Below are 23792 nucleotides of genomic sequence, written 5' to 3'. Positions count from 1 at the left end.
TTTTTCCTTACGTTTCAGGTGCCTGGGCGGCGGTTAGTTGACGACCGTGCGGGAGCCGCAGGACAAAAGGTAGTTGCGGGTGCGCTTGGCGATCGGCATGGGAACGTCGAAGGCCACCGGGTACATGTCCTGTTCCACGATGCCGAAGATGGGGCGGTTCAGGGCCTCCACGGCTTCGATCACGGCGCGGAGGTCGGGCAGCCCGTTCGGCGGCTCGGTCATGACGCCGGCGAGGTTAGCCGCGGCCCAGGTCATGTTTTCCTCGTTGACCTTCTTCAGGATGTCCGGGTTGATCTGCTTCAGGTGCAGGTAGCCGATGCGGTCCGGGTAGTTCTTGATCAGCTCCAGGCTGGAGGCGCCGCAGTATTCGGCATGACCGGTGTCCAGGCACAGGTTCAGGTACTTCGGGTCCGTGGCCCCCAAAAGGGTTTCGATGTCCGCCTGCGCCCCAACGTGGGAATCGGCGTGCGAGTGGAACTGCTGCTTCAGGCCGAAGTCCTCCAGCAGCGTCTTGCCCAGGCGGTTGTGGCCGGCGAACAGGTCGCCCCAGGCCTTTTCGGTGAGCTCCCCGCTTTCCACCGCTTCGCCGGTGACGTCATCGCGCCACATGGCCGGGATGACCACGATGTGCTCGCCGCCCATGGCCGCCGTGAGCTCCGCGACCTTGCGGGCCGGCTCCCAGGCCTTTTCCCACTGGTCCAGGCCGCGGTGGAACGCGGTGAACACCGTTCCCGCGGTGACCTTCAGGTCGCGCTGCTTGAGTTCTTCGGCCAGCCGGGTGGGGTCGTTAGGAAGGTAGCCGTAGGGGCCCAGTTCGATCCACTTGTAGCCGGATTCGGCTACTTCGTCGAGGAAGCGCTCCCACGGGGTCTGCTGGGGGTCATCCGCGAACCAGACGCCCCAGGAGTCCGGCGCGGTGCCAATGATGAGCTTGTTCTCTTTGTCTGTCATGACAGCGTTGTCTTTCTGTTGTCGGGGTGGGCGGGCCGGGGTGGCATGATCCGGCATCGGTGGAAGGGGCGTCAGTCCCGGCGCGCCCGTCCTTCGCTGTCATCGTCAGCCCGTCCGGGAACGGCGTCCTCGCCGCCGTGCAGCTCGTCGGGAAGTCCTTCCGCAATGCCGTCGTGGCGCACGTGGTGGCTGTCGTCGGCGTGGGAGGGGAAGTTGTAGGAGGCGCCGGAGGCGTGGGTGGGTTCGGGCCAGCGGGAGGTGACTACTTTGCCGCGAGTGTAGAAGGAGACGCCTTCGGGGCCGTAGATGTGCTTGTCACCGAACAGTGAGGCCTTCCAGCCGCCGAAGGAGTGGTAGGCAACGGGGACGGGAAGGGGCACGTTGATGCCGATCATGCCCACGGTTACGGAGCGCTGGAATTTGCGGGCGTTCGCGCCGGAGGAGGTGAAGATGGCGGTGCCGTTGCCGTACGGGTTGGAGTTGATCAGGGCGATGCCGTCTTCCAAGCTGTCGACGCGGACCACGACGAGGACGGGGCCGAAGATTTCCTCCGTGTAGGCGGTCATTTCGGTCTTGACGTGGTCCAGGACGGTGGGGCCGACCCAGAAGCCTTCCTCGTGGCCGGAGACCACGAGGTCGCGGCCGTCCACCACCATGGCGGCGCCGGCGGTTTCGGCTTCGGTGACGATCTTCACGATCCGGTCCTTGGACGCCGGGGTGATGACCGGGCCCATTTCTGCGCCGGGCGCGGTCCCGTTGTCGACCTTCACGGCCAAGGCACGCTCCTCGACCTTTTTGACCAGCAGCTCTGCGGCGTCGCCCACGGCGACGGCGACGGAGATGGCCATGCAGCGTTCCCCGGCGGAGCCGAAGGCCGCGGCGGCGAGGTGGTCGGCGGCGTTGTCGAGGTCGGCGTCGGGCATGATGATGGCGTGGTTCTTCGCCCCGCCCAGGGCCTGGACGCGTTTGCCGTGCTTGGTGGCGGTTTCGTGGACGTACTGGGCGATCGGGGTGGAACCCACGAAGGAGATGCCGTCCACGTCCGGGTGGGTCAGGAGCCCGTCCACGGTTTCCTTGTCGCCGTGCAGGACCTGGAAGACGCCGTCGGGCAGGCCGGCCTGCTTCCAGAGCTTCGCCAGCAGCATCGAGGCGGAAGGATCGCGCTCGGAGGGCTTGAGGATAAAGGCGTTGCCGGTGGCGATGGCCATCGGTGCCATCCACAGCGGCACCATGACGGGGAAGTTGAACGGGGTGATGCCGGCGACGACGCCGAGCGGCTCCCGGAAGGAGAAGACGTCGATGCCGGTGGAGACCTGGTCCGAGTAGTCGCCCTTGAGCAGGGACGGGATGCCGCAGGCGAACTCGATGACCTCCAGGCCGCGGCCGATCTCGCCCTTGGCGTCGGAGAGGACCTTGCCGTGCTCGGCGGTGATGAGCTCGGCGAGCTCGTCAATGTGGGCGGCGACGAGTTCGCGGAACTTAAACAGCACCGCGGTGCGCCTGGCCAGGGAGATGTCGCCCCAGGAGTCCGCAGCGGTGCGGGCCGCGGCGACGGTGGTGTCCAGGTCGGCACGGTTGGCCAGCCGGAGTTCGCCGCTCACGGCGCCCGTGGCGGGGTTGTAGACAGGCTGGGTGCGGGTGCCTTCGCCGGCGGTCTCGGCGCCGTTGATGAAGTGGTTGATGGTGGTAGTGGTGCTCTGGCCGGTAATGGCAGTCATGGGGACTCTTCCTTGAGTGGTCGAAGGGTGATTTGTTCGCGAGGGGGTCAGCCCAGCAGCTTGCGCTGGCGGCTCTTGTGGTCGCTGTACGTTTTGAAGGCCTGCTGCGTGGAGTCGAGGTCGGAGACCTGGGAGACGGGAACGTCCCACCAGGATTCGGAGCTCGGGGCGTCCAGCAGCGGGTCGGATTCGACGTGGATCAGGATGGGGCCGCCGCGTTCCGGGGCTGCCTTGGCGTCGCGGATGGCCTGCTCGAGTTCGGCGATAACCTTCTCCCCCGGTTCGATCCGGATGACCTTCACGCCGAGGGACTCGGCGTTCAGGGCCAGGTCCACCGGAAGGGTTTCGCCCGCGTCGAAGCTGTGCTGTTCCTCGTTCAGGGCCCGGTACTGCGTGCCGAAGCGCTGCGATCCCAACGATTCGGAGAGCGAGCCGATAGACGCGTAGCCGTGGTTCTGGATCAGGACCACGATCAGCTTGATGCGTTCGGCGACGGCGGTGACCAGTTCCGTGTGCATCATCAGGTAGGAGCCGTCCCCGACCATCACGACGACGTCGCGCTGGTCGCCGCCCGCTGCCGCTTCCGCCAGGGCCGCGCGCTTGACGCCCAGACCGCCGGGGATTTCGTAGCCCATGCAGGAGTAGGCGTATTCGACGTGGTAGCCGAACGGGTCCCGGACGCGCCACATCTTGTGCAGGTCGCCCGGAAGCGAGCCCGCGGCACAGATGACGACGTCCGCCGCATCCATGGCCCGGCTGGTGGCGCCGATGATCTCGTTCTGGGCCGGAAGCGGGGTGAACCGGGTGTCGAACGCCTCGTCCACCGTGGCGTCCCAGCGCTGCTTTTCCGCCGCGACCTGCTGTTCCAGGTCCGCGCCCACGCGGTAGCCGCCCAGGGCCTGGTTCAGCTTGAGAAGGGCCTTGCGCGCATCGGCCACGATCGGCAGGGTGGTGCCGTGCTTGTAGGCGTCGATGGCGGCGACGTTGATGTTGATGAACTTCACGTCCGGGTTCTGGAACGCGGTCCGCGAGGCGGTGGTGAAGTCCTCATAGCGGGTGCCGATCCCGATGATCAGGTCCGCCTCCGCGGCGATGGCGTTGGCCGCCGTCGTGCCCGTGGAGCCGATCGCGCCGAGGGAGAACTTGGAGTCCCAGGGAAGGACGCCGACGCCGGCCTGGGTGTTGCCGACCGGGATGCCAGTCAGTTCCACGAACCTGGCGAGTTCATCGTTGGCGTAGGCGTAGAGGACGCCGCCGCCTGCGATGATGAGCGGGCGCTTCGCGGCGCGGATGGCTTCGGCGGCGCGGCGGATGTCCTCATCGTCGGCGTCGGGGCGGCGGATCCGCCACTCGCGTTCTGCCAGGAATTCCTCGGGCACGTCGAACGCCTCGGCCTGGACGTCCTGCGGCAGCGAGATGGTCACCGCACCGGTCTCGGCCGGATCCGTCAGGACCCGCAGGCCATGGTGGAACGCGGAGAACAGCTGCTCGGGCCGGGAGACCCGGTCAAAGAACTTGGACAACGGACGGAAGGCGTCGTTGACCGTGATGTCGTACGCGTAGGGCTGCTCGAGCTGCTGCAGGACAGGGTCGGCGGCGCGGGTGGCAAAGGTGTCACTCGGCAGCAGCAGCACCGGCAGCCGGTTGGTGGTGGCCAGTGCCGCGCCGGTCAGCAGGTTCGAGGATCCCGGCCCGATCGACGTGCTGATGGCGAACGTCTGGCGGCGGCGGGTGTGGCGGGCATAGCCCACGGCCTGGTGCGCCTGTGCCTGTTCGTTGCGGCCCTGGTAGTAGGGCATGATCGCCGGATCCTGCTGCTGGTACTGCTTCAGTGCCTGGCCCACGCCGGCCACGTTGCCGTGGCCGAAGATCCCGAACGTGCCCGGGATCAGGCGTTCCCGGTAGTCTTCGCTGCCGATGCGGTCAACGGTGTACTGCTTGGAGAGGTACTCCACCACGGCCTGGGCCACGGTCATTCGGCGGGTGCCTGTTGCAGTTCTCATTCCCATGGGAGGTTACTCCGATACTTCTGTGGTGTGCTTGAGGAGGGAGGCGGCCGCGGCGACTGCGCCGGCAACATCGCCGTCCTGCGGGTACAGCAGGGTCCGTCCGACGGTGAGTCCCTGCACGCCGGGAAGCGCGAGGGCGGCTTCCCAGGTGGCGAAGACTTCGTCCTGCGTTCCCTCGGGGTCCCCGCCCAACAGCACTGTGGGCATGGTGGTGGCGGCCATGACCCGTTCCATCTCTGCCACGACGGGCAGCTTCATCCAGGTGTAGGCGCTCGTGGAGCCGAGGCCTTCGGCGATGGCGATGGACTTGATCACGGCGTCGGTGGAGAGGTCGTTGCGGACCTTTCCGTTCTCGCGGACCGACAGGAACGGCTCCACCATGGCGATCAGCTTGCGCTCTGCAAGGGAATCGATGGCCTTGGCCGTCGCCTCCAGCATGGACACGGTGTCCGGATCGCCCAGGCAGATCCGGGTCAGCATCTTGCCGCCATCGGCGCCCAGCGCTTCCAGGGCTGCGGCCGTGTGGCCGGTAAACCGGTCATCGAATTCGTTCACCAGTCCGGTGAGTCCGCCGCGGTTCATCGAGCCGAACAGCAGCTTGCCGTCCAGCGCGCCGAGCAGCAGCAGGTCATCCATGATGTCCGGCGAGGCCAGCACGCCGTCCACGTCCGGATTGGCCAGGGCGATCCGCAGCCGGTCCAGGAGCTGGCGGCGGTCTGCCATGGCCACCGGATCACTGCCGACGGCGAGGGCGCCGCGGGCCGGGTGGTCGGCGGCGACGATGAAGTTCTGCCTGCCGGATTTGGGGCCGGGGTGGCGGCGGCGTGCCTTCGCTGCCCGGGCAATTGCGTCCGGATCTTCCAGGCGGATGGTGCTCAGATGCGCGTAACGGCGGGGGTCGTCATCCACCGCGAGGGTGGCGGTACCGGGGTTGAGGCTCACAGGGCCGCTCCTTCGGGGGCGAGTTGGCTGGCATCCTGGCCGGGGACCAGGCGTCCGCGTTCGGCCAGCAGCGAGGTGACCTCGTCCGGCGTCGGCATGGCATCGGCGCAGGACAGGCGGGAGGCGACGAGCGCGCCGGCGGCGTTGGCGTAGTCGAGCACCTGGGCGAGCGGCCAGCCGGACAGCAGTCCGTGGCAGAAGGCCCCGCCGAAGGAGTCCCCTGCTCCGAGGCCGTTGACGGTTTCCACGGGTACCGGGGCGGAGACCACGCGCTCGGTGCGGGTCTTGGCCATCACGCCTTCCGGGCCAAGCTTGACGACGGCGATTTCCACGCCGGCGGCCAGTAGCCGGTCCGCCTGCTCGTCCGGGGTGCCTTGCCCGACGGCGACGGCGCACTCCTGGTCGTTGCCGATGGCTACCGTGACGTGCGGCAGGACCTTGGCGACCTCGGCACGGGCTTCCTCCTCGGAGGCCCAGAACATGGGGCGGTAATCGAGATCAAGGATGGTGTACTGGCCCTCGCGGAGCTCGGCGCGGGGCCGTGCCTCGTGGGCCTTGATGTGTGCCTCGCGGCTGGGCTCCTGGCACAGGCCGGTCACGGTTGACCAGAAGATCCCGGCACCTTTGATAGCTGCGAGGTCCAGCTCGTCGGCCCTGATCTGCAGGTCCGGCGCGGTGGGGAAGCGGCCGTAGAAATACAGCGGGAAATCGTGGGGCGGCTTGATCGCACAGAAGGTTACGGCGGTGGGGTATTCCGCCACCGGCGTGACAAATGAGTCGTCCACGTTGAACTTGCGCAGTTCGCGGTGCAGGTAGTTTCCGAAGGCGTCAGCGCCGGTGCGGGTGATGACAGCCGTGCGGCGGCCGTGGCGGGCAGCTGCCACAGCAACATTGGACGGGGAGCCACCGAGGTACTTGCCGAAGGACGACACGTCCTCCAGGTCCACCCCAATGTCGTTCGGGTAGATATCAACGCTGATGCGCCCGATCGTAAGCAGTTCGTGGGTCACGGTGATCGTGGACCTTTCTGTTTGAACTCTGTACCTCTAAGCAGCCGAACGGCCAGGGCTACGTTGCCTCGCGGCCCCCGTGAGCGGGACCACAACCACTACTTTGCCCTAGAATTCATGTCCTGTCAAAGGTTTGTACTGACATATTTACAACTTGCATTTTGAGGGGAGGCCGGTTAAAAACGGGACCATTTTCGGCGGGAACAGGCCCGCCCGCGGACTACTTTCTGGGCACCGCAAGTTCGCCCGTGACGTACTGCGCCCGGCCAAACCCGAACGACCAGTCGCCGGCCGTATTTTCCACATAGCCGATGAAGACGTTCTCGCCAGCGATGCCGAGTTGTCCAAGCCGGTCCGCCACGGCAGCGAAAAGTGATTGCTTGGCTTCCTGGCTGCGTCCGCCCTGGGTAAAAATCTGGATCATGACCACGTCGGCCGTGCGGTCAAAGCCGAGGCCTGCATCCTGGGCGACGATCTGGCCGGCGGGGTGCTCCGTCAGGATGTGGAAGTAGTCTCGTTCGGGAATGCCGTATTCGGCCAGGATGGCATCGTGAATGCCCCGGCTCAGATCGCCCAGCTCTTCCGAGCGGCGGCCTGCATTGACGTCAATTCGAACCAGTGGCATAGCTGCAGTCCTTTAATAGTTTGTCCTGACATACTATCAAACTACAGATGCGGCGTACAGGGCCGGCGGGCCCGTCTGATGGAGCCGTTCTCAACGGCGCACGACGGCGGGCGGCCCCTTCGCTGAGAAGGTGACCGCCCGCCGTCGTACTTTTAAAGTTATTGCCTTTGGAAATACCGCCCTTGGAGCTATCGCCGGCGAGCCGGGGTCACTTGGTGAGCAGCTCTTCGAGCCGTTCGTAGCCGTCGCTCATGCCGCCCTCCATGCCGGACTGGGCCATGCCGTCGCGGGCTTCCATGCTGGGATAGACGGAATGCCCCCTGATCTTGGAGCGGCCGCCGCCCAGGTCCTCAAAGTTCATGAATTCGATGCTGACGATGTCCGGGTAGCCGCTGAACTCGAAGGTCTGGATGGCAAAGTCGTTCTCGCGGACGGTGTGGAAGATGCCGCTGAACGCATAGGTCACGCCGTCCGAACCGGTGTGGTTGTAGAGGTAGGTGCCGCCGGAGCGGAAGTCGTAGTGGTCGATATCGATGTTCGTGTCCCGCGGGCCCAGCCACTGGGAGATCAGCTCCGGTTCCCTATGGGCGCGGAAAACGTCCGCCACCGGGAAATCGAACTCCCGCTCCCAATCGATGAACGGGACGCCGTCAGGGACGGTGAGTTTAAGCGCGTTGCTCATTGTCGGTCCTTTTGACTGCTGCCGCCGTGGGCGGCGTTGGAGTGGAGCACGGCATCAAGGCTGCGGTACTGCGCCTCGCGGACCAGCCGGTACTGGTCGATCCACGCGGTGAGCGCTTCGAGCCGTGCGGGATTCAGGTGGACGGGCCGGCGCTGGGCATCGCGGCTGCGCGTGACCAGTTGCGCCTGCTCGAGGACCTGGATGTGCTTCGAGACCGCCTGCTTGGAGATCGCGAAGGGTTCAGCCAGTTCATTGACGGTGGCGGGCCCCCGGCTGAGCCGGGAGATGAGGCGGCGCCGGATCGGATCGGAAAGCGCCAGGAAGGCCGCGTTCAGAAGGTCGTCGTCACTGCCGGTATCCACAGTCATTGCCCCGGATTCGTTACCTTAGTACTGCTGGTGCTGTCATCAACGGCCCTCAATCAACCGGCACGTTGATCAACCAATTGGTTGTTAACCACAATAGGCCCGTGCCGGATTCTGCGCAAGGGGTTAAACAAAGGAACGCGGGGCCGCTCTCTGCCCGATCCACCAGGTGGAAAAGACGAGGAGCGACCCCGCGTTGCTTTAAGGGAGCTTAGAGGGCTGCGTAAACTTCGCGCAGCAGCTTGGCGGTCTCGGACGGCGTCTTGCCGACCTTCACGCCTGCAGCCTCAAGGGCTTCCTTCTTGGCCTGTGCGGTACCGGCGGAACCGGAGACGATGGCACCGGCGTGGCCCATGGTCTTGCCTTCCGGCGCGGTGAAGCCTGCCACGTAGCCGACAACCGGCTTGGTGACGTTGGCCTTGATGAAGTCGGCAGCCCGCTCTTCGGCGTCGCCGCCGATTTCGCCGATCATCACGATCGCCTTGGTTTCCGGGTCGGCCTCGAACGCAGCCAGGGCGTCGATGTGCGTGGTGCCGATGACGGGGTCGCCGCCGATGCCGATGGCGGTGGAGAAGCCAAGGTCGCGCAGTTCGTACATCATCTGGTAGGTCAGGGTGCCGGACTTGGAGACCAGTCCGATCGGGCCCTTGCCCGTGATGTTGGCCGGGGTGATGCCTACGAGGGCCTCGCCCGGGGTGATGATGCCGGGGCAGTTCGGTCCGATGATGCGGGTGACCTGGTTGCCGTCAGCATCCACCTTGGACTGGGCCAGCGCCCAGAATTCGGCGGAATCCTGGACCGGGACGCCTTCGGTGATGACGACGACCAGGCCGATGCCTGCCTCGATGGCCTCAACGACGGCGTTCTTGGTGAAGGCCGGCGGCACGAAGACGATGGAGACGTCGGCGCCGGTCTCTGCCATGGCTTCCTTGACGGTGCCGAAGACGGTGATTTCGTTCTCGCCGTGCAGGACCGTGGTGCCGGCCTTGCGGGCGTTGACGCCGCCGACAACGTTGGTGCCGGCCTTGAGCATGAGGGCGGTGTGCTTGGTGCCTTCGCCGCCGGTGATGCCCTGGACGATGACCTTGGAGTCCTTGTTCAGATAAATAGACATGTGTCGGTCCCTTTACTTCGCTGCGTTGGCGAGCTCGGCGGCTTTGTCGGCGCCCTCGTCCATGGTGGCGGCCACGGTAACCAGCGGGTGGTTGGCCTCGGCCAGGATGCGGCGGCCTTCTTCAACGTTGTTGCCGTCGAGGCGGACAACCAGCGGTTTGTTGGCGGAGTGGCCCAGTTCGGCCAGTGCTCCCACAATGCCCTTGGCCACGGCGTCACAGGCGGTGATGCCGCCGAAGACGTTCACGAACACGGCCTTGACCTGCTCGTCGCCCAGGATAACGTCGAGGCCTGCAGCCATGACCTCGGCGGAAGCTCCACCGCCGATGTCCAGGAAGTTGGCGGGCTTGACGTTGCCGTGCTTCTCGCCGGCGTAGGCGACGACGTCCAGGGTGGACATAACCAAGCCTGCACCGTTGCCGATGATGCCAACTTCGCCGTCGAGCTTGACGTAGTTGAGGTCCTGCGCCTTGGCCTTGGCCTCGAGCGGGTCGGCAGCGTCCTTGTCCTCCAGGAGCGCGTGCTTGGCGTGACGGAAGTCAGCGTTTTCGTCCAGGGTCACCTTGCCGTCGAGGGCAACGATGTCGCCGGCGCCGGTCTTCACGAGCGGGTTGACCTCAACGAGGGTTGCGTCTTCCTTCTTGAAGACGTCCCAGAGCTTGAGGATGACGGCGGCGACTTTGCCGCGCAGCTCCTCAGGGAATCCGGCTTCGGCGACGATTTCGTCGGCCTTGGCCTGGTCGATGCCCACGGCGGGGTCGATGGCAATCTTCGCAAGCGCCTCGGGGCGTTCGACGGCGAGCTGTTCGATTTCCATGCCGCCCTCAACCGAGCACATGGCCAGGTAGTTGCGGTTGGCCCGGTCCAGCAGGACGGAGAAGTAGTATTCCTCGGCAATATCTGCACCCTGGGCAATCATCACCTTGTTAACGGTGTGGCCCTTGATGTCCATGCCCAGGATGTTGGTGGAGTGCTCCAGCGCCTCGTCGGCGGTCTTGGCGACCTTAACGCCGCCGGCCTTTCCGCGGCCACCGACCTTAACCTGTGCCTTGACGACAGTTACGCCGCCGATCTTCTCGGCAGCTGCCTTTGCTTCTTCAGGGGTATGCGCCACGATGCCAGCAAGCACGGGTACACCGTGCGCCTCGAACATATCGCGCGCCTGATATTCAAACAGGTCCACGGTTTAGTGTCCTTCTACGTCGAAGTAGTTTCTGTACAGCCGGAAAACACCACAGAAGTGGACCGGGCTGCGGAATAAACGCGCCCTGCGGCAGGTCCGGAAACGAGCCGCGCGGCGCAATGCTCCTTTGGGAACTCTAGTCCTTTATGGGGAGATGCCCGTTCCAGACTACCTGTTATGTGAGTAAGGACACTATTCTATGGAACGTAGAAAAACCGCATGATTACGGGGATTTTGGGGCCTTGGAGGGCGCGGTGGAGGGCTTCTTGCCCCCGCCGGAGATGAGCTCGTAATGATCCCGGCTGACGAAGAACGCGGTGCCTCCGGAGACGTTCCCGCAGGCCACCCCGGCGTCGTAGGCGGAGCACCTCAGGCCGTTGCGTTCCAGGTTTCCGCCCTCGGGAAGGACGGGCAGCCGCGAGATGGGACCGGTGTGTGACCCCTGGGGTCCGTATTCGGCTTCCATTTGTGTGACGCCGGACCGGCACTCGCCGTAGCCCGCCCGGTCAGGCGTGAGCAGGGCGGTTCCGCCCAGATAGCCCAGGCCGGTCCCCGAGCAGTCGTCCTTGATGTCCGCGGTTTGGGGCGCGGGGTAGACCGCCAGCTCGCAGTGCGCTGCGGGAACCGTGGCCAGTTTCCGGTTGGCGGCGTCACCGAAGTTGTTCTGCTCGTACGGCAGATTGACGTGGGGCCCGCGCGCTGAGGTCAGCGAGCAGACCACGTTCCGGTCCGCCGTGACAAAGGCCAGGACGTCCTCCCCCGCGGAAAATACACGGGCATCGGACAGCGGGGCCTGCTTCAGCTGCTCAAGGGCCGGCAGCGGCGGCGGGGTGGTGTACGTGGGATCCGGCACCCTGACGGTGCAGCCGGTGACCGCCAGCACGGCGACCGCCACCACCGCGGCCGCCCAACGAACCGCCCATCGAACCGCCACGGTCAGGCGTCGAGTTTGGTGAGCGGCGCGTAGCGCAGCAACAGCCGCTTCTCGCCGACGTCGAACTTCACCTTCGCCACGGTTTTGTCCCCTGCCCCTTCGACAGCCAACACCGTTCCGTTGCCGAAACTGGTGTGGTTGACCTTGTCCCCCACGCTGACCGCGACAACTTCCTTCTGCGGCTGGACACGGTTCTTCGCGACGGCGGCGGGAACGTCCGCGTTGAAGCCTGCCGAGGAATCGGCCGCGGCACCGCGCGACGTGCCGGCTCCCCAAAATGATCCGCCATACCGGTTGGAGCCGATCGGCGCCCCGCTCCCCCAGCCGCCGGACTGCCGGCTGCTGCCCTCGCGCTTCCATTCGACGAGTTCGGACGGGATTTCTTCGAGGAACTGGCTGGCAGGGTTGTACTGGCTCTGGCCCCACATGCTCCGGACTTCGGAGCGCGTCACGTACAGCCGCTTCCGGGCGCGGGTGAGGCCCACGTAGGCGAGGCGGCGTTCCTCGGCCAGCTCCTTCGGGTCCGTGGCGGAACGCTGGTGCGGGAAGAGCCCGTGCTCCATGCCGGTCAGGAACACCACGGGGAATTCGAGGCCCTTGGCAGTGTGCAGTGTCATGAGCGTGACCACGCCCAGCCGTTTGGCCTCGGCCACCGCGGCATCGATGTCGGCTCCGGGCGCGTCCGGAATCTGGTCGGCGTCCGCGACGAGCGAGACCTGCTCCAGGAACGCCCCGAGGGAGCCCTCCGGATTCTCCTGTTCGTACTCACGCACGACGGCGACTAGTTCCGCGAGGTTTTCCACCCGGGATTCGTCCTGGGGGTCGGTGCTTGACCGCAGCCCTGCCAGGTACCCGGTCTGTTCCAGGACGGCTTCAAGTGCCGCGGCCGCGCCGGATCCGGAGGCCACCTCGGCGAGGTCGTCCAGGAGCTTCACGAAGCCGAGAACGGCGTTGACGGAACGGGTGGCCATGCCGGGCGCCTGGTCGGCGCGGCGGGCAGCCGCCATGAACGAAGTCCGCTCCCGTTCGGCCAGGGCTGCGACGGCGCCCTCGGCGCGGTCGCCGATCCCGCGCTTGGGTTCGTTGAGGACCCGGCGGAGGTTGACGTCGTCGTCGGGGTTCACCAGGACCCGCAGGTACGCGAGGGCGTCCTTGATTTCCTTGCGCTCGTAGAACCTGGTGCCGCCCACCACCTTGTAGGGCAGGCCGACGCGCACCAGGACATCCTCGATGGACCGGGACTGGGCGTTGGTGCGGTAGAAGATGGCGACGTCCCCGGGGCGGAGGTTGTCCTCGTCCTGCAGCCGGTCGATCTCCTTGGCGATGAACTGGGCTTCATCGTGTTCGTTTTCGCCCACGTAGCCGATGATCTTGTGGCCCTCGCCCTCCGCCGTCCACAGCCGCTTCTCCGGCCGGTTCGGATTGCGGGAGATGACGGAGTTGGCGGCGCTCAGGATGTTCTGGGTGGAGCGGTAGTTCTGTTCGAGCTTGATGGTGCGGGCATCGGGGTAGTCCTTCTCGAACTCCACGATGTTGCGGATGTCGGCCCCGCGGAAGGCATAGATCGACTGATCGGAATCGCCCACGACGGTGAGCTCGGCCGCTCCCGGCCCCTCGCCCACGATTTCCCGGACCAGTGCGTACTGCGCGTGGTTGGTGTCCTGGTATTCGTCCACCAGCACGTGACGGAAGCGGCGCCGGTAGGAATCAGCCAGGGCCGGGAACGCCCTGAACATGTAGACGGTCTCGGCGATGAGGTCGTCGAAGTCCATGGCGTTGGCCTGGCGGAGCCGCTGGGTGTAGCCCTTGAAGACGTCCGCCACGGCCTGTTCAAAGGGATCGTTGTGGTTGACCGAGGAGGCGTAGGAATGGGCGTCAATCAGCTCGTTCTTGAGCGCTGAGATCTTGTGCTGGATGGCCTTGGGCGCGAACTTCTTGGGATCCAGGTCCAGCATCTTGGACACCTGTGTGACAAGCCGCAGGGAGTCCGCGGAGTCATAGATGGAGAAATTGGACTTGAGCCCAACGTTGGCGGCTTCCTGGCGGAGGATGCGCACACAGGACGAGTGGAAGGTGGAAATCCACATGATCTTGGCCCGGCCGCCCACGAGGGCCTCGATGCGCTCCCGCATTTCGGCGGCGGCCTTGTTGGTAAACGTGATGGCCAGGATCTCGCCGTGATGGGCGCGCCGCGTGGCAATCAGGTACGCGATCCGGTTACTGAGCACGCGGGTCTTGCCTGAACCGGCGCCCGCCACGATCAGCAGCGCGGTGCCGGCATGCTTGACGGCTTCTTCCTGCTGAGGATTCAGTCCCTCCAGCAAGGCGCCGGCATCCGGTAGTTGCGGCCGGGCAGCCCAGTCGCCGGCCTGGCCGCCACCTCCAGTGCCCCCGCCTGCGGAGCCCCTGCTTGCAGCGCCGCCACCGGCGGGGCCGGCACCGGCAGAGCCGCCACCTGCCGGACCACCTGACGGACCCGCCGGGTGGTCCCTCCGGCCCGGTCCTCCGCCGCCGAATTCGACGGCCGCCTGCCCCGATTCGGGGCGCGACTTGGTGAGGGCGGCGGCGCGGGAGCCTGCCTTGAACGGACCGTCAGCGTACGGGTCAAACAACATATCCATGGTGACTACAAGTCTAGGCGGTGGGGCTGACACTGCATTCCGCCCTGTGGATGACGCCTCGACGCTCCCCCGACAGACCGCGCAGCGAGCTAGTCCACCGAACCTGACTCAAGGGCCGCACGCAGCTGGTGCACCGCCGTCGCGCCTCCTGCAATGAACCACTCGAGCCCGTTCACGTAGACGCTTCCGGTGGCGCCGCCGGCGGCGAGGACAATCGCCTTCCCGGGCAGCCAGTCCCATTCCGGGCAGCTGTGCTGGAACCAGCAGCCAAGTTCGCCGTCCGCCACGCGCCCGAGATCGCAGGAGCCGGACCCGAACATGCGCAGCGTGGCAGCAGAGCTGGCGGCGGCATGCCAGGGCATGGCGCACATCGGATCCGCCAGCCATCGCGGGTGGATGTAGGTGGCGGCACCGATCTGGGAAAGCTCGTCGGCGCCGCGGTTAGCCCCGTCCGACGCGAACGTGGTGACGCGATCGCCGTTGAGCGTGGCGGAGCGGCCCGTGCCGCCCAGCCACAGCTTGTCTTCCTCGGGCTGGAAGATGGCTCCCAGCAGCACGTCGGATTCATCCTTGAGGGCAAGCGCGGAGCACCAGTAGGTGGAACCGTGGAGGAAGTTATAGGTTCCGTCCACCGGGTCAATGACCCAGGTCCGGCCGCTGCTTCCGTGGAAAGCGGCGCCTTCCTCGCCCAGGACGCCGTCGTCGGGCCGGCAGCGGCGCAGCTGCTCCAGCACGTACGCCTCGGCGGCATGGTCAGCGGCAGTGACGACGTCGGAGATGGACGTTTTGCGCTGGGCGTCGAGCCCGCCCTGCCGCATCATGAGCGCCAGCATTCCCGCCTCGCGGACCAGGGCGGAAGCCAGTTCGTAATCGTCGAGCTCGGCGCTCAGGTTAGCGGCGCTGTGTTTACCCAGTTTGTGTCTTCCCAGTTCGGTCACGGTCCCCAGCCTATAGCGCGGTCATCGGCACTGAACAGGCGCGGTGCCGGGCGAAGCCCGCCGATGATGCCCTCAGTGCGATGCCCGCCGGGCGATAATGGACGCATGGCCAAGACACCTGCACAGCGGATCAAGAAGCACGGCGCAAAGGCCGATGTTCCCCAGCACCATCTGCCTCCGGTGATCAACCCCACCACGGCCCGCTCCCCGGAAAAGGCGCAGAACAACGGCAGCCTGATTGTCATTGCCGGCGTCGTGGCCAGCCTGTTCCTGTTCTGGTACCTCCACCTGCTCACGCTGAACCAGATCACCCAGCTCTCCGGCGGCCTGCCCATGCCCGATTCCCTCATCGGCGGCTTCGACGCAGGCTACGCGGATCAGCTCCGCCGTGCCATGGACGGCGATGCCCGCGGCCAGCTCAACTACATCCACAAGACCGCCGGCACCCTGTTCCCGTTGATCTTTGGTTTCACCTGGTTGCTCCTGATCGGCACGAACGTGGCGAAGAAGGGTCTCCGCTGGGCGCTGTGGTGCGTGCCGCTGCTGTTCGTGGTGGTCCGGCTGTGGGGCAACGTGGCCGTTGACTCCATGGTGGCTGCCGTGAACCTCGACCCCGCGCAGGTGGCCCTGGCCTCCGGCCTCACAGTGGCCGGCTGGGTGCTGCTGGTGCTGAGCCTGGTGATCGGCGGCGCATCGGTGTTCCTGGGGCGCCGGGCGCGGAAGCAGCCGCAGGCCTAGGCAGGCCTAGGCAGCCCGGAGGCCCGCGCCGCCCGGAGGGCCTTGCGCACCACGCGCTCGTGCCGGACGCGCTGGGCGATCACCAGTCCGGCGGCGGCCAGCCCGATGGTGATGGGGTAGCCCATGAGGCGTTCCAAGGTGCCGGGTTCCGGGACATCCAATCCGGTGACGCCCGCCGTGACGAGCGCCGCGGTGGACACAACTCCGGCAACCAGGATGAACCATCCCAGCGGCGTCTGGCGCAGCCACAGGCAGCCCAGCAGCAGAAGCGCGAGGGCTCCTGCGATGAAGTACAGGACTGCTCCGGCGTAATGCCAGCCCGAGCCCACATCCTCCGGGACCAACCCCACGATGACAGTTCCGGCACCGGCCGCCCCGGTCAGGATCCGCGCGCCAAGCGCTGCCAGCCACGGCACCTCGCCGGCGTGCCTCACCGCGATCCGCACTCCAGGCCTTGCCGCGATCCGCAACAGCGCGGAGCTCAGCAGCAGCGCGCCCAGCAGCATGCCCATTCCCTGCACCACGAAGGACGTGTTCATGAGCACGTGTAAGGGCGAGCAGACGTTGCGTCCGTCAAAAGCACCGCAGTTGACGGCGCCCAGATCGCTGATGAGTCCGGTGCGCCGGCTGTACCGTTCAGGGCCAGCCCAGGCTCCGATCACTGCCGCCTCGGCCACGAAATACTGGACCACGCTGAGCACCGCCCAGGCACCGATGTACTGCCGGGTCGAGGCGGTGTCAGGCAGGAACGTGCCCCGGACGGAGGGTGCTTGAGCTGCGGCGGCCATGCCAAGAGCGTAGTACGCGCCGTCACCTTGTATGCTTGTAATCGTGTTCGAACGGGCCGGCTAAATACCGGCGGCGGCGGACGCCCGCCCTCGTAGCTCAGTGGATAGAGCACGGCTCTCCTAAAGCCGGTGTCGTTGGTTCGATTCCAATCGAGGGCACTTGAATGCGCAGCACAGCTCCGGTCTCCGCGGCTATCTGCTGGGACCTTCCCTTCCGGACGCCGCCCCTGAGGGCCGCTGGTCCGTGCAGCGGACCATGGCGGACCGGGCGGCCGGCACCCGCGGAACTTTTTCCGGCGTCGTGACCTTTTCTGGAACGGACGACGACGGCGCGCTGCGCTTCCACGAAGAAGGCACCGTGCGCTGGCCTGCTGCGGCGGGCGAAACCTTCACCGGCCCGGCCACCCGCGACTACGTGCTCAGGCCCACGGACTCCCCCGACGCCATGGACATGGAGTTTCATGACGGCCGGCCGTTCCACCGGATGAGCTTTTCCGCGGACGCCAGCCAGGACCGGCACTGGTGCAATCCCGACACCTACCGCGTCACATATTCGCTCACGGGCCCCGACCAGTTCAGCTATACCTGGGACGTCACCGGGCCCCGCAAGGACCTGCTGCTGGAATCCGTGCTGCGGCGCCTTCCCGCGGCGGCTGTGTCCCCGGAGCAGCTGGACACCGGGCAGCTAGGCTCCGGGCAGCTGGGCACCGACCCGCTAGGCTCGAACCCGTGAATCCGCGCATCATCGTCTCCGCCGTCTGCGTCTATGACCGGGCCGGCCGGCTCCTGACCGTCCGCAAACGCGGCACGGACAAGTTCATGCACCCCGGCGGCAAGCCGGAACCGGGCGAAACCGCGGTGCAGGCGGCGGCCCGGGAACTCGCGGAGGAAGTGGGGATCATTGTGGATCCGCGCGAACTGACGCTCATGGGCGTGTGGCTGGCCGAGGCCGCCAACGAAGCCGCCACGGAAATCGAGGCAACCGTCTTCACGGCACCGGGGACATGGGTGGCCCATCCCTCGGCCGAGATCGCAGAAATCCGCTGGCTGGACCTGGCCGCGGACCTGCCAGCCGACCTCGCCCCGCTGCTCACGGACCACATCCTCCCGGCCCTGGCCCGCCGCTGACACCGACGGGTGGAATCCCGGCACTTTGATCCCATCTAAGTGCCGGGACCTCACGCATCGATGACCGGCTAGAGCTCCGGAACGGCTTCCTCGGCCACGGCGGTTGCCTCGGCAAACTGCGTCCGGTACAACTCGGCATAGCGCCCGTCAGCGGCAAGAAGCTCGGTGTGCGTGCCGCGCTCCACGATGGAGCCGTCCTCCACCACCAGGATCACGTCCGCGGCGCGGATCGTGGACAGCCGGTGGGCAATCACGACGGCGGTGCGCCCCTCGAGCGCCGCGCCCAGCGCCGCCTGCACGGCGGCTTCGTTCGTGGAGTCCAGCGCCGCAGTGGCTTCGTCGAGGATGACCACCCGCGGCTGGGCGATCAGCAGCCGGGCGATGGTGAGGCGCTGTCGCTCCCCGCCGGAAAGCCGGTAGCCGCGCTCCCCCACCACCGTGTCCAGGCCGTCCGGCAGCGAGCGGATCATGTACTCAAGCCGCGCCTGGCGCAGCACGTCCCACATGTCCTCTTCGGTGGCGTCCGGGCGGGCCAGCCGCAGGTTGGAGGCGATGGATTCATGAAACAGGTGCCCGTCCTGGGTGACCATGCCGAGCGTCGCCCGCATGGAATCAAACGTCAGGTCGCGGACGTCCAGGCCCCGGCCGGAGGCCGGGCCGCCGAGGCGCACGGCGCCGGAGTCGACGTCGTACAGCCTCGACAGCAGCTGGGCGATGGTGGATTTGCCCGCACCGGAGGAGCCCACCAGGGCCACGGTCTGGCCCGGTTCCACCCGGAAACTGATGCCGTGCAGCACCTCTTCGCCGCCGCGGGTGTCCAGCGTGGACACCTCCTCCAGGGAGGCAAGGGAGACCTTGTCCGCGGACGGGTAGGCGAACCTGACGTCGTCGAACTCCACCGCGACAGGGCCCGGCGGGACCTCCACGGCGTCCGGCTTTTGGCGGATGAGCGGCTCGAGGTCGAGGATCTCAAACACGCGTTCGAAGCTGACCAGGGCGCTCATGATCTCCACCCGGGCGTTGGAGAGAGCCGTCAGCGGCGCGTAAAGGCGGGTGAGCAGCAGCGCCAGCACCACGACATCGCCGGGCGCGAGCTGGCCCGCGATGGCCAGCCAGCCGCCGAGGCCGTAGACGAGAGCCAGGGCGAGCGCCGATACCAGCGTCAGCGCGGTCACGAAGGTGAACTGCAGCATGGCCGTGCGGACGCCGATGTCCCTGACACGGCCGGCCCGGACGGCGAATTCGCGGGACTCTTCGTCGGGGCGGCCGAAGAGCTTCACCAGGGTGGCGCCCGGAGCGGAGAAGCGCTCGGTCATCTGGGTGCCCATGGCCGCGTTGTGCTCGGCGGCCTCGCGGCGCAGGTCGGCCAGCCGGGAGCCCATCCTCCGGGCGGGAATGAGGAAGATCGGCAGCAGGATCATGGCCAGCACGGTGACCAGCCACGACGTGTTGAGCATGACCACGAGGGTCAGGACCAGTGCCACCACGTTGCTGACCACGCCGGAGAGGGTGCCTGCGAAAGCGGACTGTGCGCCGATGACGTCATTGTTGAGCCGGCTGACCAGGGCGCCGGTGCGGGTCCGGGTGAAGAACGCGATCGGCATTTTCTGCACATGGTCGAAGACCCGGGTGCGGAGGTCAACGATGACGCCCTCGCCGATGGTGGAGGACAGCCAACGGCTCACCATGCCGAGCGCGGCCTCGGCCACGGCCACGCCGGCGATGAGCGCGGCGAGACGGATCACTTCGTCCCCGCCCGACCTGGCAACAATGGCGTTCACCACCTGGCCGGCCAGCACCGGTGTTGCAACGGCAAGGAAGGCCATGGCGATGGACACGGCAACGAAGGCGATCAGCCTGCCGCGGTGCGGCCTGGCAAAGCCAAGGACCCGCTTCAGCGTTTCCTTGGAGAACGGCTTGGACCCGCTCTTGGCCCGGGTGATGTTGTATAGCGAGCGCCAGGCCACGCCATCCATGCTCATTGCTTCTGCTCCATCTTGCCTGTCATCAGTTCGGTGACCGTGCCGTTGTCCACGTTCCAGCGGACGTCGAGTCGGACGTTTTCCAGCAGTCGGCGGTCGTGCGTCACCAGCAGCAGGGCGCCCTCATAGCTTTCCAGGGCGTCCTCCAGCTGTTCGATAGCCGGCAGGTCCAGGTGGTTGGTGGGCTCGTCCAGCACCAGGAGGTTCACGCCGCGGGCCTGCAGGAGGGCAAGGGCGGCACGCGTGCGCTCGCCCGGCGACAGCGAGTCCACGGTGCGGGCGGTGTGGTCCGCCTTGAGCCCGAATTTGGCCAGCAAGGTGCGGACCTCCGCTGGCGTCTGATCGGCCAGCACGGCCTCCACGGCATCCGCGAGTTTCAGGTGTCCGGCCAGCAGTCCCCGGGCCTGGTCGATCTCGCCGACGGCCACGGACGCTCCCTGGGACGCATCACCGGAGTCAGGCTCCTGCACTCCCAGCAGCAGCCGGAGCAGCGTCGATTTACCGGCCCCGTTGGGCCCGGTAATGCCGATCCGCTCACCGGCGTTGAGCTGAAGGTTCACCGGCCCGAGGGTGAAGCTCCCCTGCCGGACCACGGCGTCGCGGAGCGTGGCCACCACGGAGCTGGACCGCGGGGCTTGGCCGATGCTGAACTGCAGCTGCCACTCCTTGCGCGGCTCCTCCACGACGTCCAGGCGGGCGATGCGGGATTCCATCTGCCGCACTTTCTGCGCCTGCTTTTCCGAGGATTCGGAGCTGGCTGCGCGACGGATCTTGTCGTTGTCCGGGTTTTTCTTCATCGCGTTCCGGACGCCCTGGGAGCTCCATTCACGCTGGGTCCTTGCCCGGGACACGAGGTCGGCCTTGGTGGCGGCGAATTCGTCATAGCGTTCGCGGGCGTGCCGGCGGGCGACGGCGCGTTCCTCCAGGAAGGCCTCGTAGCCGCCGTCGTACACGGCCACGGAATTCTGGGCGAGGTCCAGCTCCACAATGGTGGTCACGCAGCGGGCCAGGAACTCGCGGTCGTGCGAGACGAGCACCGCGCCGCCGCGGAGACCCTGGACGAAGGCCTCCAGCCTGGCCAGCCCGTCAAGGTCAAGGTCATTGGTGGGCTCATCCAGCAGCACGATGTCGAAACGGCTCAGCAGCAGGGCCGCCAGCGCGACGCGCGCCGCCTGGCCGCCGGACAGCCCGGTCATTTCGGCCTCAGGCCCAACGTCCAGGCCCAGATCGGCCAGGACCGGCGGTATGCGTTCGTCCAGGTCCGCGGCGCCTGAGGCCATCCAGCGGTCGAATGCAAGGGAGTAGGCGTCGTCCGCGCCGGGCGCGCCCGCACCCAACGCCTCGGCCGTGGCTTCCATCTCCTCCGTTGCGTGGGCGGAGCCGGTGCGGCGGGCGATGTACCCGGCGATGGTCTCGCCTGCTATCCGCTCGTGTTCCTGCGGAAGCCAGCCCACGAAAGCATCGGCCGGGGCCAGGCTGACGCTGCCCTGCTGAGGCTGGTCCACGCCGGCCAACAGCCGGAGCAGCGTGGATTTGCCGGCACCGTTGGCGCCGACCACTCCAACGACGTCCCCGGGGGCAACCGTGAGGGAGAGCTTGGAGAAGAGCGTGCGGTGATCATGACCGCCCGAAAGTTCTTTGGCAACAAGGGTTGCAGTCATTAGTCCATCCTCTCACCGCCGCCCGTATTAGCCCGAAAATTCAGGCGGGCATGAAAGAACCCGCTGGTCCGGACTTGGGGGGTGTACGGACCAACGGGTTCGACCATCTAGCATAGTTGATGCTTCGGCCTGCGTAAAATCGATGTTGTCCACCGCCATCACAGTGTCACCCATTCGTTCAGCAGAGAGCGTTCCATGCCACTCCCCGCCAAGGCGTTCCAGCGATGGCTGCACGGCATTGCGCCGGACACCAGCATCGCGGATGTCTGCAGGTTGTCGGGGGTTAAACGCACCACGTTGGCGCAGCAGCTTGTCCGGGGCAAGGTGGCTGAGGCGACCGTCGTGAGCATCAGCCGCGCGTTCGGCGTCAACCCTGTCAGTTCCCTGGCCTACTTTGACACCTATCGCGACCTCGCCGGACCCCAAGTCCCGCCCACGCCCCAGGAGCTGGTGAGCCAGATCTCCACCGTCGACCTCCTGCGCGCGGTCATTGCCCGTTCCACACCCACCGCGGAAGCCGCTGCGGAATCCCCTGCCGGAGCCGCCACCGCCGCAGGCCGCAGTCCGGCCCCCGAGCAGCCGGCGCCCGCGCAACCGGCGCCGCCAGAGCAGCCGGTCCCGGCCCGCGAGCAGCAGGCGCTGAGCCCGGTGCCGCACGCCACGTCCGTGAAGAACTGGGTGGACGCCATTGACGACGGCGAACTCCGCCACCGCGTCTCCGCCGCCACCGGCATCGCCCCGCAGAACTACTCGGCACAGCTGACCGCAAACCGGATGGCCCCCGAGGTGGCCATCGCCACCTCGCGGGCTGCCGGCGTCGGACTCACCGGAGGCCTCGTGGCCACCGGCCTCGTCACAGAAGCCGAAGCCGGCTGGAACCCAGGCGCCCGCCAGTCCGCCCTCGATATGCTGTCCGAGGGCGACCTGACAGCTTTGGCAGGAGACCGCCTCCAGGCGCTCGGGAAAATCCTGCGGCGCCAGGAACACGACCACCAACAAACCGAAAAGATCTGGGAGAACCTGGGATGATCGAGATCCTGCAGTGGAGCACCCTCATCGTGTGCGGGGCCGCGGCGCTGTCCCGGATCCCGAATCTGGTGCGCAGGAAGAACAGGTCAATGTTCTACGTTCTTGCGCTGATGACCCTGGCCACCCTCCTGAGCATCAAAGGCCCCTATCTGGTCATTGACGGCCTGCTGGGAGGCACGAACCTGGCCAACCTGCTCCTCCGCTTCATCATCTTCGGGGCGATCTATTTCCTGGGCATCCGGATCGCCAACGGCTTCGGAGACGAGCGTGGCATGAGGCTCATTCGGGGTCATGCCGGATCGGTCTTCCTGGCGCTGATTTCGGCGGCCCTGCTGGTCCTCTTCGCCATGATGGACACCGAAGGATCGTCTGCAGGGATGGCGACCGTCAGTATCAAGGATGAACGGAACGGCATGCTTGTGGAGTACTACGGGGCCGCCGGCCGCGCCTACCCGGCCTATGTTTGCCTGGTACTTCTGCCGGCCATGCTGCGCGCGGTGCGCAGCACCCTGCCGGCGCTGCTCCGGATCAGCGCGCTCCTGCTGGCCATCGGCGGGCTAGCCGTTGCCCTCAGTGTTCTTTTCCCCGTCGTTCCCCCGGCTATCGGATTCGTGGAGTTCGTCATCAACTACACGGCCATCCTGTGCTTCGTCGTGGGCTTGGCGCTGATCTGGGTGGCAAAGGTCAGGGCGGGCCGGGGTGCCCGGGACCGCGTGGAGCGGCCGGCGGCCCGCCGCTAAGATCAACCCAATCGTCCGTTCCCCAGAGAGCGTCCCATGCCCCTCCCCGCCAAAGCCTTCCAACGCTGGCTGCACGGCGTTGCGCCGGACACCAGCACGGCCGATGTCTGCAGGCTGTCGGGGATCAAGCGCACCACCCTGGCCCAGCAGCTTGTCCGGGGCAAGGTGGGCGAGGCTACCGTTGTCAGCATCAGCCGGGCCTTCGGCGTCAACCCGGTGGCAGCGCTGGCCTATTTCGAGATCTACCACGGTCTCGCCGAGCAGGCGGCCTCGCCCACGCCGCAGGAGCTGGTGAGCCAGATCTCCACCGTCGACCTCCTGCGCGCGGTGATCGCCCGCTCCGCGGTTGAACCGGATCCGCACACCGCCGAGGCATCGCGGGCCGGACTGCCGGAACTCGGCCCGGCCGCGCACGCCACGTCCGTGAAGAACTGGGTGGACGCCATTGACGACGGCGAACTCCGCCACCGCGTCTCCGCCGCCACCGGCATCGCCCCGCAGAACTACTCGGCACAGCTGACCGCAAACCGGATGGCCCCCGAGGTGGCCATCGCCACCTCGCGGGCTGCCGGCGTCGGACTCACCGGAGGCCTCGTGGCCACCGGCCTCGTCACAGAAGCCGAAGCCGGCTGGAA

At 66.7% G+C, this 23792-nt stretch carries 21 protein-coding genes, 1 tRNA gene and 1 pseudogene; 7 read left to right on the top strand and 16 right to left on the bottom strand.

Going from position 1 to position 23792, the window contains the following annotated elements; translation table 11 throughout:
- Positions 1–33 precede the first annotated feature (33 nt).
- The 13 genes and pseudogenes from CXQ90_RS16665 to CXQ90_RS16605 all read right to left on the bottom strand — a co-directional run bounded on the left by CXQ90_RS16665 (position 34) and on the right by CXQ90_RS16605 (position 15091).
- A complete protein-coding gene (locus CXQ90_RS16665; protein ID WP_104140488.1) occupies positions 34–951 on the bottom strand; it encodes a sugar phosphate isomerase/epimerase in 918 nt (305 codons plus the stop codon).
- A 200-nt stretch (positions 952–1151) separates the two neighbouring features.
- A pseudogene (locus CXQ90_RS16660) lies at positions 1152–2669 on the bottom strand (CoA-acylating methylmalonate-semialdehyde dehydrogenase); the annotation flags it as partial.
- 47 nt (positions 2670–2716) lie between these two features.
- Positions 2717–4645: a 3D-(3,5/4)-trihydroxycyclohexane-1,2-dione acylhydrolase (decyclizing) gene (iolD, locus tag CXQ90_RS16655; RefSeq protein ID WP_104140487.1), complete on the bottom strand. Its 1929-nt coding sequence runs from the start codon at positions 4643–4645 to the stop codon at positions 2717–2719.
- A gap of 39 nt (positions 4646–4684) precedes the next feature.
- Positions 4685–5620 carry a deoxyribose-phosphate aldolase gene (locus CXQ90_RS16650; protein WP_104140486.1) on the bottom strand — a complete coding sequence of 312 codons (936 nt, stop codon included), beginning with the start codon at positions 5618–5620 and terminating at the stop codon, positions 4685–4687.
- Positions 5617–6630: a 5-dehydro-2-deoxygluconokinase gene (iolC, locus tag CXQ90_RS16645; protein WP_104140485.1), complete on the bottom strand. Its 1014-nt coding sequence runs from the start codon at positions 6628–6630 to the stop codon at positions 5617–5619. The genes CXQ90_RS16650 and iolC overlap by 4 nt, the downstream gene beginning before the upstream one ends.
- Before the next feature lie 220 nt (positions 6631–6850).
- Positions 6851–7255, bottom strand: a complete 405-nt coding sequence (locus tag CXQ90_RS16640) for a tautomerase family protein (RefSeq protein ID WP_104140484.1) — start codon at positions 7253–7255, stop codon at positions 6851–6853.
- Between the two features lie 208 nt (positions 7256–7463).
- Positions 7464–7937 (bottom strand): SRPBCC family protein, encoded by a 474-nt coding sequence (locus tag CXQ90_RS16635; RefSeq protein ID WP_104140483.1) that lies wholly within the window; start codon positions 7935–7937, stop codon positions 7464–7466.
- The gene (locus tag CXQ90_RS16630) at positions 7934–8305 is read right to left on the bottom strand and encodes a helix-turn-helix transcriptional regulator (RefSeq protein ID WP_104140482.1); all 372 of its coding nucleotides are present in this window, start codon (positions 8303–8305) and stop codon (positions 7934–7936) included. The genes CXQ90_RS16635 and CXQ90_RS16630 overlap by 4 nt, the downstream gene beginning before the upstream one ends.
- A gap of 208 nt (positions 8306–8513) precedes the next feature.
- Entirely contained in the window at positions 8514–9416 is a 903-nt protein-coding gene (gene sucD / locus CXQ90_RS16625) for a succinate--CoA ligase subunit alpha (protein ID WP_104140481.1), read from the bottom strand.
- A gap of 12 nt (positions 9417–9428) precedes the next feature.
- Entirely contained in the window at positions 9429–10598 is a 1170-nt protein-coding gene (gene sucC / locus CXQ90_RS16620; protein ID WP_104140480.1) for an ADP-forming succinate--CoA ligase subunit beta, read from the bottom strand.
- Positions 10599–10821: 223 nt separating this feature from the next.
- Positions 10822–11532 (bottom strand): hypothetical protein, encoded by a 711-nt coding sequence (locus tag CXQ90_RS16615; protein WP_258064564.1) that lies wholly within the window; start codon positions 11530–11532, stop codon positions 10822–10824.
- A 2-nt stretch (positions 11533–11534) separates the two neighbouring features.
- Positions 11535–14153, bottom strand: coding sequence for a DNA helicase PcrA (gene pcrA / locus CXQ90_RS16610; RefSeq protein WP_104140478.1), 2619 nt, complete (start codon positions 14151–14153; stop codon positions 11535–11537).
- An 89-nt stretch (positions 14154–14242) separates the two neighbouring features.
- On the bottom strand, positions 14243–15091 hold the full coding sequence (locus CXQ90_RS16605) for an inositol monophosphatase family protein (protein ID WP_104140477.1): 849 nt from the start codon (positions 15089–15091) through the stop codon (positions 14243–14245).
- Between the two features lie 105 nt (positions 15092–15196).
- Here CXQ90_RS16605 and CXQ90_RS16600 point away from each other — a divergent pair, with 105 nt between their 5' ends.
- A complete protein-coding gene (locus tag CXQ90_RS16600; protein ID WP_104140476.1) occupies positions 15197–15829 on the top strand; it encodes a hypothetical protein in 633 nt (210 codons plus the stop codon).
- Here CXQ90_RS16600 and CXQ90_RS16595 read toward each other — a convergent pair.
- Positions 15826–16617, bottom strand: a complete 792-nt coding sequence (locus tag CXQ90_RS16595) for a DUF998 domain-containing protein (protein WP_104140475.1) — start codon at positions 16615–16617, stop codon at positions 15826–15828. The genes CXQ90_RS16600 and CXQ90_RS16595 overlap by 4 nt on opposite strands.
- Before the next feature lie 86 nt (positions 16618–16703).
- Here CXQ90_RS16595 and CXQ90_RS16590 point away from each other — a divergent pair.
- From CXQ90_RS16590 to CXQ90_RS16580, 3 genes are all read left to right on the top strand, one after another.
- Positions 16704–16776: transfer RNA gene (locus CXQ90_RS16590), tRNA-Arg, on the top strand.
- A 37-nt stretch (positions 16777–16813) separates the two neighbouring features.
- Positions 16814–17350, top strand: coding sequence for a DUF6314 family protein (locus CXQ90_RS16585; RefSeq protein ID WP_258064570.1), 537 nt, complete (start codon positions 16814–16816; stop codon positions 17348–17350).
- A complete protein-coding gene (locus CXQ90_RS16580) occupies positions 17347–17745 on the top strand; it encodes an NUDIX domain-containing protein (RefSeq protein WP_104140474.1) in 399 nt (132 codons plus the stop codon). Before CXQ90_RS16585 ends, CXQ90_RS16580 begins: the two co-directional genes overlap by 4 nt.
- Before the next feature lie 68 nt (positions 17746–17813).
- Here CXQ90_RS16580 and CXQ90_RS16575 read toward each other — a convergent pair whose 3' ends face one another.
- Both CXQ90_RS16575 and CXQ90_RS16570 read right to left on the bottom strand, forming a co-directional pair.
- A complete protein-coding gene (locus CXQ90_RS16575) occupies positions 17814–19727 on the bottom strand; it encodes an ABC transporter ATP-binding protein (protein WP_104140473.1) in 1914 nt (637 codons plus the stop codon).
- Positions 19724–21388: an ABC-F family ATP-binding cassette domain-containing protein gene (locus tag CXQ90_RS16570; protein WP_104140472.1), complete on the bottom strand. Its 1665-nt coding sequence runs from the start codon at positions 21386–21388 to the stop codon at positions 19724–19726. The genes CXQ90_RS16575 and CXQ90_RS16570 overlap by 4 nt, the downstream gene beginning before the upstream one ends.
- 195 nt (positions 21389–21583) lie before the next feature.
- Between CXQ90_RS16570 and CXQ90_RS16565 the strand changes: the two genes are divergently transcribed.
- From CXQ90_RS16565 to CXQ90_RS16555, 3 genes are all read left to right on the top strand, one after another.
- A complete protein-coding gene (locus tag CXQ90_RS16565; RefSeq protein WP_104140471.1) occupies positions 21584–22417 on the top strand; it encodes a hypothetical protein in 834 nt (277 codons plus the stop codon).
- Positions 22414–23157, top strand: coding sequence for a hypothetical protein (locus tag CXQ90_RS16560; RefSeq protein ID WP_104140470.1), 744 nt, complete (start codon positions 22414–22416; stop codon positions 23155–23157). Before CXQ90_RS16565 ends, CXQ90_RS16560 begins: the two co-directional genes overlap by 4 nt.
- 36 nt (positions 23158–23193) lie before the next feature.
- A partial coding sequence (locus CXQ90_RS16555; RefSeq protein ID WP_104140469.1) for a hypothetical protein occupies positions 23194–23792 on the top strand: 599 nt, incomplete at its 3' end.

Origin of the sequence: Arthrobacter sp. ZGTC131, from assembly GCF_002929275.1 — a bacterium.
Lineage (GTDB): Bacteria > Actinomycetota > Actinomycetes > Actinomycetales > Micrococcaceae > Arthrobacter.
This window is presented reverse-complemented; position numbering and strand designations above follow the sequence as displayed.